Source organism: Niastella sp. OAS944 (genome assembly GCA_024809215.1).
GTDB lineage: Bacteria > Bacteroidota > Bacteroidia > Chitinophagales > Chitinophagaceae > Niastella.
Genome location: JANUBW010000001.1, coordinates 187305 through 205070 on the forward strand (window position 1 = coordinate 187305; position 17766 = coordinate 205070).

Genomic DNA, 17766 nt, shown 5'->3' on the forward strand with positions numbered 1-17766 from the left:
TTATTCATATGAACGCGATGCTCATTATTTAACCTAAAACCAATCAAATTTATGCAATTGATTGCTTGTCGCAAACTTCTTCCCTCAAAAGAAGTATGCAAGAAACTATTAATGATGAAACTGTCAACTTTCTTTCTGTTGGTTGTATTTCTCAATGTAAGCGCCCATGGCGTGGGCCAGCACATTAGTTTAAACGCAAAGCAGGAACCACTTGTAAAAGTCATTAAGGAGCTTAAACGGCAAACCGGCTACACATTTGCCTACTCAAAGCTGGTTATTCAAAAAGCCCAGCCTGTAACTGTAAACATCTCCAACGCCGGATTGGAACAGGCTATGAATTTGCTGCTTAAAGATCAACCGCTCACGTATACAATTGTAGACAACACAGTTGTAATTAGCCTCAAAAAGGAAAAGCAGCCCGAACCGCTGCCACCACCGCCTGCGGTTGCTGCGCCTGCCCCTGAAATAGTTATTACGGGTAAAATATCCAACGACAAGGGGGAGGCCCTGGCCGGGGCTACCATTGCCGAAAAAGGCTCTGCAACAAATATTGTAAAGGCCCATGAAGATGGCAGCTTTTCCATCACCGTGGCCAGCAGCAATACCACACTGGTGATCTCCTTTGTGGGCTATACCACCAAAGAAATAAAAGCAGCATCGGAACAACTGAATATCGTTCTGTCACCCGCTTCGCTGGAAATGGATATTGTAGTGATCGGTTATGGCACCTCCCGCAACAAAGACCTAACGGGATCTGTTTCGGCCGTAGGCAATAAAGACTTTAACCAGGGCGCGGTGTTAAGCCCGCAACAAGCCATTCAGGGAAAAGTAACCGGGGTAAATATTTCACAAAACAGTGGTAAACCGGGCGGCAGCAATACCGTTCGAATAAGAGGCGGTACTTCGTTAACCGGTTCAAACGATCCCCTGTATGTAATTGATGGTATTCCTATTTCCAATAGCGCCGGTGTGGCGCAAGCTAACATTCGTGGTAACGGCACCGATGTATTTGACCAGGAACCTACCAACCCGTTAATGACCTTAAACCCCGATGATATTGAATCGATAACCGTATTGAAAGATGCTTCGGCTACCGCCATTTATGGATCAAGAGGCGCTAATGGCGTTATTGTTATCACTACCAAAAAAGGTTCGGCAGGTAAAGGAAAAGTTACACTTGGCACCTCAGTTGGCTTTTCAAAAGTAGAAGGCACCCTGGATGTTCTTTCGGCCGATCAATATCGTAAAACGTTAAAAGACTTTGGTATTACCATCGATGATAAAGGCGCCAACACCAACTGGCAGGATGAAATTTACAGGACCGCCCTTTCGCAGGACCATCATCTTTCCCTTTCCGGCGGTGGCGATAAAACCACGTATCGCGCTTCGTTTGGCTATGGCGATCAGCAAGGTATTATGTTAACGTCTGCGCTTAAAAGAGCCAATGCCCGCATAAATATCAATCATTCCATGTTGAACGACAGATTGAATTTTGATCTGCGGGTAAATTACGGACAAACATTTTCAACCCAATCTCCCGTTTCAAATACCGTAGGCAGTGAATTTGGCACCAGCATGAACTATGAAGCATTGGTGTTCAACCCTACCTACCCCGTTTACGATCCTTCCGGAAATTATTATTTCGTACGTCCTTACAGAGTAAACCCGGTTTCATTTAAAGATCAGGTACTTGACCAGGTTACCAACAACAGGTTTATTGGCAGCTTATCAACCACACTGAAAATAACAAAACCGTTAAGCGTTAACGTAAACCTTGGTTATACCAATCAAAATATTAATCGTAATTCCTACATAAGTAAAGTGAACCTGCTGGGTGAAGGCTTAAAGGGTTATGCCAGCGTGCAAAAGCTGGAAGACTACAGCCGGTTGCTGGAAACCATTGTAAGGTATAACCAACATTTTAACAAACACACAATAGAAGCCCTTGCAGGTTACAGCTGGCAATACTTTGTGAACACGGGCGACAGAACTACTGCACAGGGCTTTTTATCGGATGAATTTAAATGGTATAGCCTGCAGGCGGCAAGTACGGTAAGTCTTGTCAATACCTTTCAGGCCAGCAATACACTCATTTCATTTTACGGAAGAGCGAACTATAATTTCGACGACCGCATATTGGTAACAGCCACCGTACGGCGCGATGGCAGCAGCCGGTTTGGTTCGGGTAATAAATGGGGCGTATTCCCCTCCGGTTCTATAGCCTGGCGATTATCGCGCGAGAAATTCCTGGATAATGTAAAAGCCCTTTCTGACCTAAAACTACGGGTAAGCTATGGCGTAACCGGTAACCAGGAAATAGGTAACCTGAACTCTTTAACAACACTTGGCGCCACTGCAACAGGGTATATTGTTGGCGACCAGCGGGTAACCACCGTATTGCCGCAACAGTACGCCAACCCGAGTTTGAAATGGGAACAAACCGCGCAATTTGATGCGGGTGTTGACTTCGCTTTATTTGATGGAAGACTACGCGGTACCGTTGATTATTATATAAAGAAAACAACCGACCTGTTGCTGCGCATTCCTGTTCCATCACCAACAGCCGTAAGCACACAGCTGGCGAATGTGGGCAGTGTTCAAAACAAAGGTGTTGAAATTTCATTGAGCGGAACGGTTTTTGACCAAAAAGATTTCAAATGGGAACCGGGCTTCAACATCAGCTTTAACAGGAACAAAGTATTGAGTCTTTCCAACGACACCTACAAAGGCAACAACATACAAATTGCCCCGTTGCAAGGCACCGTTTCATTGGGGAAATATGCACAGCTTATTGTACCCGGCCAGCCTTTGGGTACCTTCTGGGGACCGCGATATGCAGGTGTAAAGGATAGCCTTGAAACTTATGTGCCCGGCAATGATACCATCATAGGTTGTGCCCAGCCAAAATTTATTTTTGGCTTCACCAATACATTCAGCTATAAAAGATTTACCCTGAACTTTCTTTTCAGAGGTTCGGTTGGCAATGATGTGTTCAATCTTACAGCCGCCAACATGGCTTATTTGAATAATTTACCTGGTAAGAACGTATTGACCAGCGCCCTCACAAGTGGTCTTAAAAGGTCGCAACCCAAAGCATACTCATCGCGTTGGATAGAGGATGGAAGCTTTGTACGGCTCGATAACCTGACCCTGAGTTACGATGTTCCCATTAAACGCACATTCATTTCTTCTGCCCGTTTGTATGTAACCGGCACCAATCTATTCTTTATTTCAGGCTATTCGGGCATCGACCCCGAAGTAAATGCAGAAGTATCGGGAGTGGGCACTGCGCCATTGGGCATCGATTACTTAAGCTATCCAAGAGCACGCAACATTAGTATTGGCGCCAACTTTAGTTTTTAATCACTAATTCAAATTACTTGTATGCTAACATATCTTAAAATACTGGTATCGGCTTTATTCATTATCATGCTGGCCTCAGGTTGTACAAAACTGGATGAAGAAAAATTCGGCAGCCTTGCTCCCGACACTTATTATAAAGGCGAAGCAGAGGCCTTGTCATCGGTAGTAGGTATTTATAATTTGCTTTCTTATAATGTTGACATTGGCGATCCCTGGCGTATGAAAGAATACAGCACAGATGAGTTTATTACACCGGGCAGAGCAAGCGGCGGCTGGTACGATCAAAACAATATTGATCTGCTACAGCATAAAGAAGATAAGACCAATGCTACCATTGCACGGGCATGGAGTCAGATCTTTCAGGAAATTGGCACAGCCAATGCCGTTATTGAAAGCCTCAACGCATCGCCCAATAAAGACAACCTGAAAGCCCTGATAGCCGAAGCAAAAGCGTTGCGCGCCTATGGATATTATTATGCTATGGATAACTGGGGCAATGTGCCATTGGTTACCGTTGCAAGAATTGACCCCAATAACCTGCCCGGCACCACGCCAAGAGCCGATATTTTTAAGTTTATTGAAACGGAAATGCTCGCAGCGATCGAGGACCTTCCTTCTGTAAAAAATGTAGATCGCAAAGCTTATTACCCACGCTTTACAAAAGAGAGTATTTACACCGCACTGGCTTATATGTATCTGAATGCAGAAGTATATACGGGCACACAACAATGGCAAAAAGCAATTGACATGTGCGATAAAGTGATCAATACCGGCGCATACAGTTTAATGCCGGCCGTGCTTGATAATTTTTCATCGCCCAAACAAAGTACCTCTACAGAGATCATTTCGGCCTTTACCAAAGACCCTACTAAAACAGCTGGTAACAATCAATTTATTTTATATACCCAAAATGGCCTGGATGCATTGAAGTATAATTTGCCTTTTGTGCCGGCCAATGGTTATAGCACCACACAGGTATCATTAGATAAATATGCAAATAACGACGCCCGTAAAACATTGATAGAATACGGGCCGCAATACTACCTCGATGGCCGGCCGCTCACTTATACCAATGGCACTCAACTGGTGTTGGTACCGGTACAGGACCTGCTGGCTGCACAGGATAATGAAGGTTATAAAGTACTTAAGTATACCCCGGTGGGCGCTGCATGGTCGGGCTTCAATGCCGATAATGACCTGGTACTGGAAAGATACTCCAATGTGTTATTGATAAAAGCAGAAGCGTTGTTCAGGTTAGGCAGCGCCGGCGCCGCATTACCGCTGGTGAACCAGGTACGGCAAAGAAGTGGCGCCACCGCATTAAACGCATTAACCCTGCAAGACCTGGAAGATGAAAGAATGCGGGAGTTTTTATGGGAAGGATGCAGAAGAACCGATATGATACGTTTTGGCACTTACTTTACCGGAACATATGCATTCAAAACAACAGTAACGGAAAAGTACCGGGCACTGTATCCCATACCACAGGAGCAATTGACGAACAATCCGAAACTGGAACAAAACCCCGGATATCCTAAATAAATGTGAGTTGTGAGTGGTCAGTGGTGAGTGAGTTTCCGAATTTCCAGAATTCAGAACAATTGTGAGGCTCAGGAATTTTAATGAATTCTGAGCTTTAGCGAGCTTCCACTCACCACTCACTATTCACCACTCACATTATAAATTTGTAAAAAAACAGCTATGGTTTTAAAACGGTTGGGTTTTCTAATTCCTATTATCATTGGTTTTACGATCGCTAACGCACAAACAAAAGAGATCCCACGCGATACCACCTACAATGTAAATACAGTTTACAATCAGATCCACAAGGATTATCCAATGGCTGTAGCCGCAAAGGATGCTGTACCTAAAGGCGTAAAAGCCGATAGAAATGTTGTTTATACAACGCTTGAGAATACGCCCTATGGGAAAAGAGAACTGCACCTTGATATCTTCAGACCCGAAAAGGCAGGAAAACACCCCGCCATAGTGATGGTGCACGGTGGTGGCTGGCGCTCCGGTACCCGGCAAATGCAGGTACCAATGGCCCAAATGCTGGCCGTCAAAGGATTTGTAACCATACCTGTAGAATACCAGTTATCACAGGAAGCAAAGTACCCTGCTGCAGTATATAATATAAAATCGGCCATCAGATGGATCAAGTTGAATGCCGATAAATATGGCATAGACACTTCGCGGATCGCTGTTTCAGGCTGTTCTGCCGGCGGACAGCTTGCAGCCTTCATTGGTTTAACAAATGGCGTGGCACAATTTGAAGGTGACCTGGGCAACAAGGGCGCCAGCAGTAAGGTACATGCCGTAATAGATATCGATGGCGTAATAGATTTTATGGCGCCTTTATCACTCAACCTTAAACGAAAACCCAATTCGCCCGACAGCGAATGGCTGGGTGGATCATTTGAGGAAAAGCCATTGATATGGAAAGAAGCCTCCCCTATCTTTTGGGCAACAGAATCAATGGTACCTGTGCTATTTGTGAACAGCGGGTACAACTGGTTTCATGCCGGGCGTGATGAATTGACAGGCATGATGAAAGACTGGAAAAAATATTACGAAGTGCATGGCTTTGATATAAAGGTGCATCCCTTCTGGTTGTTTCATCCCTGGGTTGATACAACTGTTGACTACATGCATAATTTTTTATCAAAGATTTTTACTACCACAGCACAGGCACGGAAAATAGTGGTAGCCAGCGATGGCAGCGGAGATTTTAAAACGGTACAACAAGCCATCGATGCAGTAAAGGATTCCAATACATTTGTTACCACTATTTATATTAAGAACGGCATATATAAAGAAAAGCTTAACCTGCCTGCATCAAAACGAAATATACATTTCATAGGAGAAAGTGTAGAAAAGACTGTTCTCACGTTTGACGATTATGCTTCTAAAAAAGACGCATCGGGAAAAAATATTGGTACTTCAGGTTCTGCCAGTTTTTACATTTACGGCTCCGATATCAGCGCAGAGAATATCACCTTCGAAAATGCTGCGGGCCCGGTGGGACAGGCCGTTGCCGTTAGAGTTACCGGCGACAGAATAAAATTTATCAACTGCCGCTTTCTGGGTTTTCAGGATACGTTGTACACTCATGGCGATAATAGCCGGCAATATTATTTAAAGTGCTACATAGAAGGTACTGTAGATTTTATTTTCGGCGCCTCCACCTGTTTGTTCGACAGCTGTGTTATTTATGGAAAGACCAATGGTTTTTACACAGCCGCCTCTACCCCGGCCGATAAAAAGTTTGGCTATGTTTTTCGTCATTGCAACATAACCGGCAATGCCCCTGCCAGTTCCTTTTATTTAGGCCGGCCCTGGCGCCCTTATGCTAAAGTGGTTTTTATAGAAAGCGAATTAAGCAACATGGTAAAACCGGAAGGCTGGCATAATTGGGATAAAGCAGAAAACGAAAAAACTACCTACTATGCAGAGTATAACAATCGCGGCAAAGGTGCGGTAACAAGTGGCCGTGTACCATGGTCACATGTATTGAGTGCAGAGGAAGCGAAGGATTATACGATCGAGAATATTCTTTCGGGTTGGAAGCCATAAAGCCTGTTATTTTTTTCTGGGGCGCTTCTCCTCATCAAGGTATCTCGCCTGTACAGGAGGGCCTTTTTTCTGGGCTGCACGTACAATATTAAAAAATTCATTCAGCTTTGGCATAATAGCTATTTCAATTCGTCTATTTAACCTTCTTTCTTCCGAGGTTGAATTTTGATTGCCATTATAGGGATACAACTCGCCAAAACCAACCGGTAAAATATCGTATTCAGGCATTTTAAGGTTACAGGAGTCTGCCCAAATTTGAACTATGGCCAGCGATCTGTTAAAACTTAAGATATAATTATTGAATTCTGTGTCAGTACTATCTGCATGACCTTCCACCATAATAGCACATTTGGCAAAATTTGAATCTTTTTTTAAAGCCGCTACAAGGCTTTTGCCTATTAATACAATTGAATCAATAGCCTCGGGCCTAAGTGTGGCACCGCCCGATTTAAAAAGAAAATCGCCTTCCAGTTTTATTTTTTTGCTGTTGGTAAAATCGACCCTAAGATTTTTATTATCGAATTCTTTTTCGATGACTGCGGTAATATGGTCGGCTTCCTGAACAAGGGATACATATTTTTCTAAGTTTAATGCCAGGGAGTCATTTTGCTCTTTAGTTGTATAAAATTTACCTTTAAGTATTTCAACCTTTTTCTTTTCATTACGGTACTTCGCCAACGCAGCGGCGCCAAGCCCAAAAGCAATAAAAACAACTATCATCATAAAGTCTACATATGCTGCCCAGAAATAGCTATTTTGATGTTCGTCTTCCATTTCGTTTAAAGCGTTTGGGTATTAAATAAGTGGCAATTTTGAAGGTCCATGTTCCCCATGATCTTGGTTTGTTCATTAAGCGTTCACTGGTTTCAATAATGGTATCCCGGTGTTTTTCTACCGATCGCTCAATGGCATTCGGGAGTACCGTATTTAATGTGTCGGTGGTATGTACAAGATTTTTAGAGGTAATTTGTATGGATGGCACCAGGGAATCGGAAAGAGCGTTGGTCAAATTATCAAGGGAGCCAGTAAGTTGTTTAATATTGGAGAACTCCTGCTTTATAGAGTAGGAAAGCAGTTTAATATTATCCAATTCTTTTTTCACAGAGCTTTGCAACGAAATTATCTGTTGCGCAAAATCTTTATATCCTTCAGAACTAAAATTACTTTCTACCTGTAATATCAATTTATCCCTGATCCTTCCCATGGTATTAATATAGGTAGCTGAAAGATCTTTTAATTGACCACCGATACCTTTGCTTACTTCTGAAAAATCTGCCATCCAATTTTTCCCATCAGTAACAAATGTATTTACGGCCTCTTCAAAATTTCCGAAAACTGCTTTTTGTTTTACCAGGTCAATAAGGTTGGCACTTACGCGGTTCTCAAGGTTTTTATACGCCTCAAGTATGCCGCTCAAATAAGCTGTATTCTCGTTATGGTTAGTAGTGGCCGACTGCAATGACGTTACCAGGTCCCCTGCAGCTTTAGCAAACTCATTTACCATCGCCGGCTTAAAAGTAATTCCTTTTGTAACTGTATACAGGTTATCGAGCCTGTCAATATATTCATTGAGTTTGTGAATACAGGTATTGTTTTGTTTAATGGTTTCTTTCAGTTCATTATCGAACAGGGCAGCCAACTCTTTATTTATGTCCCTGAACTGTTGGGTATACCGGGCGAATTCCTTAAAATACTCTTCGCTGAACTTGAACATTGAACTGGCAATAAGGGCTGCCGTTTGATCCTTTATAGTTGGTATAACTACAGCCAAATAAGTATTCATATTGGTGCAAAACCAGTTTAACCGCTTGTCGCGTTCCCGCTTACAGGCACTTATATACGTAGCTGAGCCAATGGTGACTAATATACCTCCGAGGGTACCAACAAATGCTATGGCCGCACTATGGGTGATCGCAGAAAGAAAATCCAGTTCTTCAGATTTTCCACCAACATCTATATTGTAAAATGCCCATCCCAATCCTATAATGGTACCGGCAAGCCCTAATAAGATCGGCACTGTAACCAGCACGCCGGCTTTGCCATCATAGATGCGGCTTCTGTCTCTGGCCATTGTCAACAATTGGGTTATATCTGGCGGCCTTTCATTTATATGATGCGCTTTTAAACAATCGTTGATCTCATTTTTAAGTATTTGCATATCGAGCACGTCACTTTCAATGTTTATTGACAAGCCATTTATACTATCCTTTTTAACAGAGATCTTTTTGCCAAGGTCTGGGAATAAATATTTTATTTTGCCGCCAATATTTACAATACGGAGAAGCACCCATACCTGAACTAAAATAATACAAATCAGAATGATAAAATGCATGTTATTTCTCTTTTATAAGGGCACGTACCATTTCAAGGATCACCCCTTGCAATTCGAACATCAGCAACGATGACTTAAGTTTTTCGAGCGAAACCCCTGAAGATTCGATGCCGCCTGAAATATAGTTTTGCAGCTTTACCAGGTCTTTGGCCTCAATTAACTTCTCAAGATAGTTTATCAACGCCCTCCGCTTCTCTTCACCATCTTTGCGGAACAATTGCTCAAACAATCTTTCTTCCTGACGCAGCAGATCTAAAAACTCCTTAATAAAAGTATCCAGTAAATAACTGCCGGTTTGGGAAGAGATCCTGATATTGGTCCCTAACTTTTGCACAGTTGTTAGGGTATCATTAAACGGTATGCCGTTTACGTTTTCACCAACTATTTCATATTCGTCGCTCGACGGGCCCTTGCCTTTGCCTGCATTTCCGTTCAAAATTGATTTTATACCACCGATAACGGTATCCTCTTTCAGGTTCTCTGAAAATTCAACGGAGATCTTTTTTCCAAAGATCAGGGCTATCAGCTCATTGAGCGAGTGTGTTCGATCGTTCAAAGACTCCAGGTATTTGATGCCATGCTCATTGCTAAGTATGGAAGCAAATATCTTGGCGCCATTGCCCGAAAAGCGAATAGTGTCGGGATAATCATTAACCCCTACACTCTGGCCCTTTTTGTTTACATCGATGGCCAGCTTTACATATTTCAATATGGAATAGGCAAAGAATATGATCACAGGGGAAGCCCGTATGAGGATCTCTACCTTATCATTATCTGTTTGGTTAATAAAATGCTCGTGCGAAGATCTTGGCTTTTTTTCTACTCCCTGCAAAGGTGAAACATTCGACCAGGGCAAGGGATTGTGCAACAAGGGCGCATCACTTTTTGAATACATGTCGCCCAGAATGTTTCTACCGGCAACCGGTAACGACAGCTTTAGTAATACGTTGGTTCCCTCGAGCATACAGATGTCTGTAGTACCGCCACCTACATCAACATTCAATGCTTTTGTTGCATTGGTTGCGCTATAATAAGGGGAGTTTGTAAAAGGGGCAATAGATTCGTCGAGCTCACGCACTTCCTTCAAAGCGGGAAATACTTCTTGTGAATGCCATATCTCCCTTATCTGATCTCTTTGATTTTCATCGAATGCCAGCGGATAGAACCACACCAGTTTCACATTGTTCAGGTCAATATTCCTGCCATCCTGTAGCAACAGGTATTTTAACAATAAAAGGTTGCATGAAATATAATGCTTCACCCAATGGGTCGCCTGCCCCGAGTATTGTTTTTTGTTGATATCCCACTTAAACTCAGGCCTTACTTCATTACCGGCAAATTCATCGGGTTTGCTCACCTTATCAAAAAACACATTAAATGTGATCCAGTCGTTAAACTCACTTACGCCCGAAGAATAATTGATCACACTCCGAAAAATTTTCCTGTAAGAGCCAGGTTCTATAAAAAAGCGTTCAAACTCATTTTCGTAAGTTTCACCGGATGGCATTTTAGTTTTAGGGAAATAAGTAGCACACTCCTTCAGTTTACTAAATTCAGCAATAATGGGTTCTTCATTAATGCCAAGGTATTTATAGGCAATGGTGCTATTGGTTGTACCAAAATCGAACCCAATGGCAACCCCGCTTTCACCAGTATGATTATATTCTTTTTTCTCATACTTTGGTAAAAAGCTGAAAATAAATATTTCCTTTTCAGCCCCCATTTTTACAGTTAACTCTATACGGCGGGGCAGCTTGTCGACCTGGTAATTAACGAGTGCGCTTTCACCTATAACATTGGTCTTTTTCTTTCGGCTTCGGGTGCTTTGGGGTGCCAGATTTTGACCATCTGTTCCATATAAATGCACAGCAGTCAATATTGGAAAGCTGGCTATTCCCGCATCATCATACAGACTTACAAAATAAGACAATGGTCCTATGGCCTTTTTATGTTTCTCAAATTCATCAATGTAATAATTGGGAAATACTTTCAATGCAAATGCAGATTGTTTCAGGCTTTCATTTAACTGCGAAGCTTCATATGTTCTGGAAACCCTTATCTTGTTTTGGTTGAGTAACAGAATATCAACCTCTGCCTTTGTTTTTGCATGTACCACCTTTATGCTTAAGCTGGTTTCTGACATTGGCTCGTCACTATCCCAATGCGCTGCGTTACTATAATAAGCCGGGGTTAGCGGGGGAGCATATCTTTTATTATCTGTATTTTCTGTTTTACCAATATAAAACGCATCTCCGTTCAGGTCATAAGGCATATAAACCAGCCTGGATGCAAAGAAGCCGCTTTCATGCATCCAGTTTTGCTTAATAATAGTACCCGGCAATACTGTTTTATTGGGCACATTGCCTATAGCTTCGTAAGAGGTTTCAATTGTGAGAGGAAAATCGGTTAGATAATTTACCCCTTCCCGATGATGCTCTCCAATGACTATTACATGGCCGGTATAAAAATAGGGCGACTGCAGCTTTTCTTCTTCTTTCAGTTTAACTATCGAAAAATAACTATCTGATGAAAACGCCACCTGTACGGCTTCTTCGGCCTGATGGCTATTGAGTTTTTCAGTTTTACCCACCCAAGCATTGAGCGCTGTTTTTAATACCTGGGTAGAATGTGTTTTGTCATCGGAAAGTTTGTTAGCGATGAAAGCAAGAAAAGAAGCAAACATTTTTGGGCGCCTGTTGAGCGGGGTTATGTCTGTTGTATCCCTGTTAAACAACTTACGTCCTTTACCTAATGGATAACTTTCCTGTATCAGGTGCATAGCCGGGTATACAAGCGTGTAGGGCGAAGTAGAGCCCAACAAAACCGGGGTGCCGCTCCGCCTGGCTTTTATCAAAACAGGTTTGGGAAATTGAAAGAATGTGTCGGTGGCCTTACCAAAATAGTTTCCTTCCCTGAAATCGGCAATTGATTGGAATTCCAGATCAACAGCATAAAAATTACTGTAGAAGATCAACTCCAGTAAATCGAAAGTATGATTGATGATATGTTTCTCTTCTAACGTTAGCAAAGCTTCATTTGCTGTATTACCCGCCCATTTCGAAAAAACCATATTCACAAACTCCATTCGGGCCCACGGCGTTGGCAACGCGCTTACTTCATCAATTTTATCCTGTTCATTCAACTCAATGGTCATGTTGGTCATGGTAAAGGTATGCCAACCTGTATGTGTGTTATTGATCGTAGTTAAGTACTCTTTAGGCAGCAAACATTTTTTTTGCGCTTCTGGCATATGCTCAATATTTACTTGTATATATTATTGAAGATGGTCGTAAATGATCTGTCGAATATGGATAACAACCGGGGAATATTTTCCCGGGAAGAAATGCCTTTATCTGTAAGGCCGTACATATCCAGTTCCTGGTAGGTATTATATCGCCTTACTGTAAATGAAAATTTGGGCCGGTACGGCGAATACAATTTATGCGGAACAGCAGATTCAATATTCGCAGGAAAGCCTTTCGATTGAAGTACCCTGAACCCCGAATACGTATAGAGCTCGTCCCAGTCATATGCCAGCAGCTCGGTAAAGAATTGGTGTAGCAGCAGTTTGTCTTCATTTGTAAAATCGGCAAAACCGGCATACTGTACCCAGTTTATATTTTTCATTTCCTCGCTGGAATAGTTTTGCTCAAACCTGTCGATAAAATACCGGGCCATGAATACGAAACGAATATATTTCTCATAACTGTTCACATACTCGGGCCCGGCACAGTTAGCATATAGCCCGTCCCCTTCATATTCATCTACATGAAGGGCATATGAATGCATGTTGCGCCTTTTAGCCGGCGTATGCCGGCAAAAATGGATCAAAGAAGTGACCGACAAAAACTCTACATAATGCGCCTCATTGGCCTGTTTTTTACTGCCGGGAGCATAACTCACACCGTTCTCATCATCGAACGATTTACCTATGAAATAAAGGTTATCGAGCTTACTGGTAAAATCTCTTTTATAATGATCAAAGGCCAATACTGTTCTTTGGGGAAAATATCTGCTGTTGTTATTTCCTTTTCCTTCTTTTATTTTGAAGTAAGGCATAAAACACAACGAAGCAAGCGGAACGTCGTTGTAAGCGCTTCTGCTGAATTTGTTTATTAATAATGGCATACCGCTGGCGCCCATTCCGCCAAACATCGAGGATACGGTAAAGAAAACAGCACCGCTCACCCCTTCTGATTTCAGATCGGGACTATCGCCCAGCAAATTATTGAGCCTGCCCGATGCCTCAATGCATTTATCAATTGCCTCCAGGCCAATTGTACCCATATTGGGCCGCCCCTGAAAACCAATAGACAGGTCCTCATTCAGTTCTTCATTGGTTAACATCAGGTTCACAAAATCGGCCTGGTCGTGATCGAGATTGGTATAATCTACAATACTGCGTAAGGATCGTTGCGAGGCATTTAATGGTGTAATGAATTTTCGGTTATCATCAAACAACTGCACTTCGTGAAAGAATAATTTTGAACCATCTTTATCGCGAAAATTAGAACTATCTTGTTCAACCCGCTCCCGTATCTGCTGGTATTGACCCAGTAAATTAAGCGCCTGCTCATAATTACCGTTCGCTTCATCTGTATCGATAATAACCAACTTTATTACTGTTATATTATGCAGTTCGAGCCCGGCTGCTAACTGATACAGTAAAGAACGCAGGAAACGGGCACCACTACCTCCTATCAGAAATAATACTAAAGGCCTCATATTGTTATTTTGGATTTAATTTTGATGCGTGAGGTAAAACAAATGTTGGAAAATACCTTTTAGGATTGTGCCTTGGAGCACGTCTTAAAATATTGGTAAGTATATAGTATATAACGCCTACATATAAAACAGTTAGCACAACCGTCATTATAAAGCTACCTAAATCGATACTGAATTTTCCCTCAGGATCGCTGTCTTCTGTACTGCCTTTGATCATTACCAGCGTAATTGTTGTTAATACGATACCTATAAGGTATAATACAAACCAATACCTGTTCTGAACCCTGGCATTCGAAGTACCGGTTCTTGTAAATACAAACAAACAGGCTAACAGCACCCCAAAACCGAGTGCAACAAAGATCAAAGGATCTAAAAACTTGATCCACAGATCGTCGTCACCCGAAAAAGAGATCAAGCGATAAAATATTTTATACATAACATTTAGTTTTTAGAAATGGAAATATAGGTTCGGTAAAAAATGGGTTGTTGAATATCAATAAGCGCTTCAATGAATTTTTGGTACAGATCCTTTAGCCCCTCTGTTTTTAAAGTTTCCCCAGGGCGTATATTGGTGACCTCAGTAAGCGTATTATCATCAATATTTACTTCCTGAATATTGTATCCTGCAATTTGGCTGACGTCTACATCTTTATACACCGGAACCAATTCAATACCATACATTCCAGGTGCATTTTCGGGCTTTAACTTTAATGAAACGGTAAAACCGGAACCATTTGTTTTAGCCGGATACGCTCCTGCACCGATCTCCTTTGGTGCATTCAGTTTGTATATACTTTTAGGTGAATAATAATATACTTTATAGTTTAATGAAGGCAGTTGCATGTATTTGAAGTTGCTGATCCTGCTATCTAAAACAATGCTATCGGGCACATTTTCTCTAAATGAGTAAGCCGAATATTTATCAGACTCAGCCCTGTTTTTTGCCCCAATACGTTGCGGATAAATAGCAGTGCTGGTAGAAACTGATACATGGGGCACCTGCGGATTGAACACAAAAGCATGCCCTCCTGCCCTGGTGGCATCATCGGCAAACCGCTGAAATTCGGGCATAAAACTCTTATCAAAGAAACAGAACGCATACAGATACCGCATGCAATCTATATACTTCGATTGTTTGGGATCATACGTATAATCGCCCGTGAACTTCGACAACAAACTGATGGAGCCAATACACATATTGGGTTGTTTATTCAGAATGTCTTTAAGCGCTTCTTTTATTTCAGTAAGTTCTGCAGCATTATCGTTTTGATATTTCCTGATAGTTGTTTCACCATCGCTCAGGATCACGTAAAATTTACGCTTATCGGGTTTCGTTTTAATTTCTTTGGCAATTGACAGAAATTGAAAATGAAGATTATTTGTATTAGCTGAATAATATCTCCCGTTAAACAAACTGCTGTCAGCATATACCGTATCGGTAATTGCTCCCTGATGGTCGCCATCAACAAAAAGATATTCTTTTTTAGTAAGTGGATTATGAGGAGTAGCATAAAAACGGCTGAACATATTGATCAGTTTCCCAAATGCGCCGGTTGAATCGAAATTAGTAGGCCTTAGAAAGCCCTGCATGATCTTTTTAGAAGAAATTCTTACACTAAGTAAGGATGTATCTTTGAAGTCGGAAGGTTGTGTAAATGTGGTATCAATGGACTGTACCCATTTTTCGTCCATATAATTCCCACTGTTAAAAGGTTCTTCATTACATGCAATAACAATAAGCGTTACAAAAAACAAAAGGAGTGTTTCTCTCATCAGTGTGATTTATAGTTAACTAGCCATATCATTTACCAAACGTCACTCGCGTATTCAACACACGAAGCCGGGGTGTTTCTGAATTACGTATAGTTACTTATAAATAGAATAATAGAAAACGTGAAAAACACCGTTTTTTTAAACTACAAATCTTTGTAACACGCTTATTTAAGCATTGCACATAAAAAAACGTCCCGGCTAAGCCGGGACGCCTTAAAACACTATAGATTATTGACTGAAATACGTTGTTATTTAACCTTGTTTACCTGTGTTTCTTCAACATAACTGTGGCTTTTGTTGATAGAATATACGTCAGTTGTATTTGTATTTTTAGATTTCACGGTTACGTTCAGGGCTGCATCACCGAAGTCTTCTGATTTCAACATAAACTTCTTTGTAAGACCAGCACCTTTAAATTTATCGGTAAACAGCACGTTACCATATTCATCGCGGAAGGTTACAGTATACTCATCTTCTACTTTGTTAGCCAGGTTCAGCTCGAACACTGGTTGATTTTCCATGTTACCGATGAACTTCAATTCTGTCTTTGGATTGTCTTTGCCGCCGTCCTTTGCCATTGTAGGAGTTGTAAATGCTAATGATAAAGCAAGAGCAGCGATAGCCAGTTTTCCAAAGTTACCCGAATCGATTTTCATAATTGTATGTTTTAAAATTTGTTTCGTTGTTTGATGATGCAAACATACAGCGCGTTTTGCCGCGCCAAAAATCAACATAGGGTGGTTTTTAGGATGGTTAAAGCGTGTACAAAATGTTAAAACCCGCTACAGCAGCGGGTTCTATAAAAAAGGCACCATGATGCCCAAGGCTTAAATAATATAAACATACGAACGCCTGTTATTATTTAGTCAGCGCTCGTTGATTGTTCGATCTGTAGGTTTCAGGGCTACTTCCCGTCCACCGTTTGAACGCTCTTGAAAAAGCGCTTAACTCGTTATACCCCATCATAAAGGCAATTTCTTTAACCGTGTACCTGGTTTGTTTAAGCGCCTGAACAGAGAGATGTTGACGAATACTATCAGCCAGCTGATGAAAATTAGCATCTTCTTCTTTCAGCCTGCGTTGCAATGTACGGGTACTCATATGAAAGTTAGCTGCCGTTTCCTCCAGCGATAATACACCGAGGTATGAGTTGCTGATAAGGTAATGATTGATCTTATCAGAAAGCCGCTCCTTTTTCCTGATCTTATTCAATGCCGCGCTCATTTTCTCCTTTAAAAAATTCTGCAACTCATAGTTCGCTGTGATGATCGGCTCGTTCCAAAAGGAAATGTCAAAACTAATAGCATTCTTTCTGCTTTTAGCAACAGGCTTACAACGGAACACGCGCTCAAACTCATTTATGTTGGTAATTTCAGGTATATAGTTTACCGATAGCGGCACTGTCTTATGCAACAACAGGCCATCTAATTCATGAATGACCAACACCATTAATACATCGAGCATTTGTAAAGCGGGCAAGTACGATTTCCAGTCGGCCCTTAATGGATTAATATGAATGGTGAACGAATTGGCTTTCCGGCTTACTGTCATGCTGAACCAGTCAGTCACATGTTCAACCATTGCCGCTGCATTTGTTATTGCCTCGCCAACTGTTTTACTGCTTTTGATGATCTCTCCTACTATACCCAGTGCATTCAACTGCAGCGATTCGCCCAGGTGCAAACCAAACCGGGCATCATTACTAATGCGAAGCGCATTTGACCAAAGATCGTACACCTGTTTTTCTGATAAAGGACGCTTATTGGCCGCAGTGGACCAGCCTGAATGAATATTAGCCAGTTTGCAGAGTTGCTCCGGTGAAATATCACGTTGTGCGGCATAAGCCAAAAGGCCAAGTATAAAGCTGGTTGCAGGTGTTTCCATATACAAATAATAACAGCACTAAGATAAGTGCTTACCAGGAGATAATATAAGATTGGCGGAAAATGATAAGTCATGGTCGTGAATTGATAACAGCTGACCGTCGTTTTCTTCTC

General features: G+C 41.7%; 11 protein-coding genes. 3 read left to right on the forward strand and 8 right to left on the reverse strand.

Features of this window, described 5'->3' with window-relative positions:
- Positions 1 to 111: 111 nt before the first annotated feature.
- The 3 genes from GGD38_RS00780 (at position 112) to GGD38_RS00790 (ending at position 6939) form a co-directional block, all read left to right on the forward strand.
- Positions 112 to 3363, forward strand: a complete 3252-nt coding sequence (locus GGD38_RS00780) for a TonB-dependent receptor (protein ID WP_375299939.1) — start codon at positions 112 to 114, stop codon at positions 3361 to 3363.
- A gap of 21 nt (positions 3364 to 3384) precedes the next feature.
- On the forward strand, positions 3385 to 4905 hold the full coding sequence (locus GGD38_RS00785) for a RagB/SusD family nutrient uptake outer membrane protein (RefSeq protein WP_375299938.1): 1521 nt from the start codon (positions 3385 to 3387) through the stop codon (positions 4903 to 4905).
- A gap of 159 nt (positions 4906 to 5064) precedes the next feature.
- Positions 5065 to 6939, forward strand: a complete 1875-nt coding sequence (locus tag GGD38_RS00790; RefSeq protein WP_375299937.1) for a pectinesterase family protein — start codon at positions 5065 to 5067, stop codon at positions 6937 to 6939.
- A gap of 6 nt (positions 6940 to 6945) precedes the next feature.
- Here the strand turns inward: GGD38_RS00790 and GGD38_RS00795 are convergent, their stop codons facing one another.
- From GGD38_RS00795 to GGD38_RS00830, 8 genes are all read right to left on the reverse strand, one after another.
- Complete coding sequence (locus GGD38_RS00795; protein WP_375299936.1) at positions 6946 to 7713, reverse strand: flagellar motor protein MotB; 768 nt, start codon at positions 7711 to 7713, stop codon at positions 6946 to 6948.
- Complete coding sequence (locus GGD38_RS00800; RefSeq protein ID WP_375299935.1) at positions 7691 to 9271, reverse strand: MotA/TolQ/ExbB proton channel family protein; 1581 nt, start codon at positions 9269 to 9271, stop codon at positions 7691 to 7693. The genes GGD38_RS00795 and GGD38_RS00800 overlap by 23 nt, the downstream gene beginning before the upstream one ends.
- Position 9272: 1 nt before the next feature.
- Positions 9273 to 12521 (reverse strand): hypothetical protein, encoded by a 3249-nt coding sequence (locus GGD38_RS00805; protein ID WP_375299934.1) that lies wholly within the window; start codon positions 12519 to 12521, stop codon positions 9273 to 9275.
- Positions 12522 to 12532: 11 nt separating this feature from the next.
- Positions 12533 to 13996: a hypothetical protein gene (locus tag GGD38_RS00810; protein ID WP_375299933.1), complete on the reverse strand. Its 1464-nt coding sequence runs from the start codon at positions 13994 to 13996 to the stop codon at positions 12533 to 12535.
- A 4-nt stretch (positions 13997 to 14000) separates the two neighbouring features.
- Complete coding sequence (locus GGD38_RS00815) at positions 14001 to 14432, reverse strand: hypothetical protein (RefSeq protein ID WP_375299932.1); 432 nt, start codon at positions 14430 to 14432, stop codon at positions 14001 to 14003.
- A gap of 5 nt (positions 14433 to 14437) precedes the next feature.
- Complete coding sequence (locus tag GGD38_RS00820; RefSeq protein ID WP_375299931.1) at positions 14438 to 15769, reverse strand: hypothetical protein; 1332 nt, start codon at positions 15767 to 15769, stop codon at positions 14438 to 14440.
- Positions 15770 to 16017: 248 nt separating this feature from the next.
- Entirely contained in the window at positions 16018 to 16425 is a 408-nt protein-coding gene (locus tag GGD38_RS00825; RefSeq protein ID WP_375299930.1) for a hypothetical protein, read from the reverse strand.
- Positions 16426 to 16627: 202 nt separating this feature from the next.
- Positions 16628 to 17653 carry a helix-turn-helix domain-containing protein gene (locus GGD38_RS00830; RefSeq protein WP_375299929.1) on the reverse strand — a complete coding sequence of 342 codons (1026 nt, stop codon included), beginning with the start codon at positions 17651 to 17653 and terminating at the stop codon, positions 16628 to 16630.
- Positions 17654 to 17766: the final 113 nt, after the last annotated feature.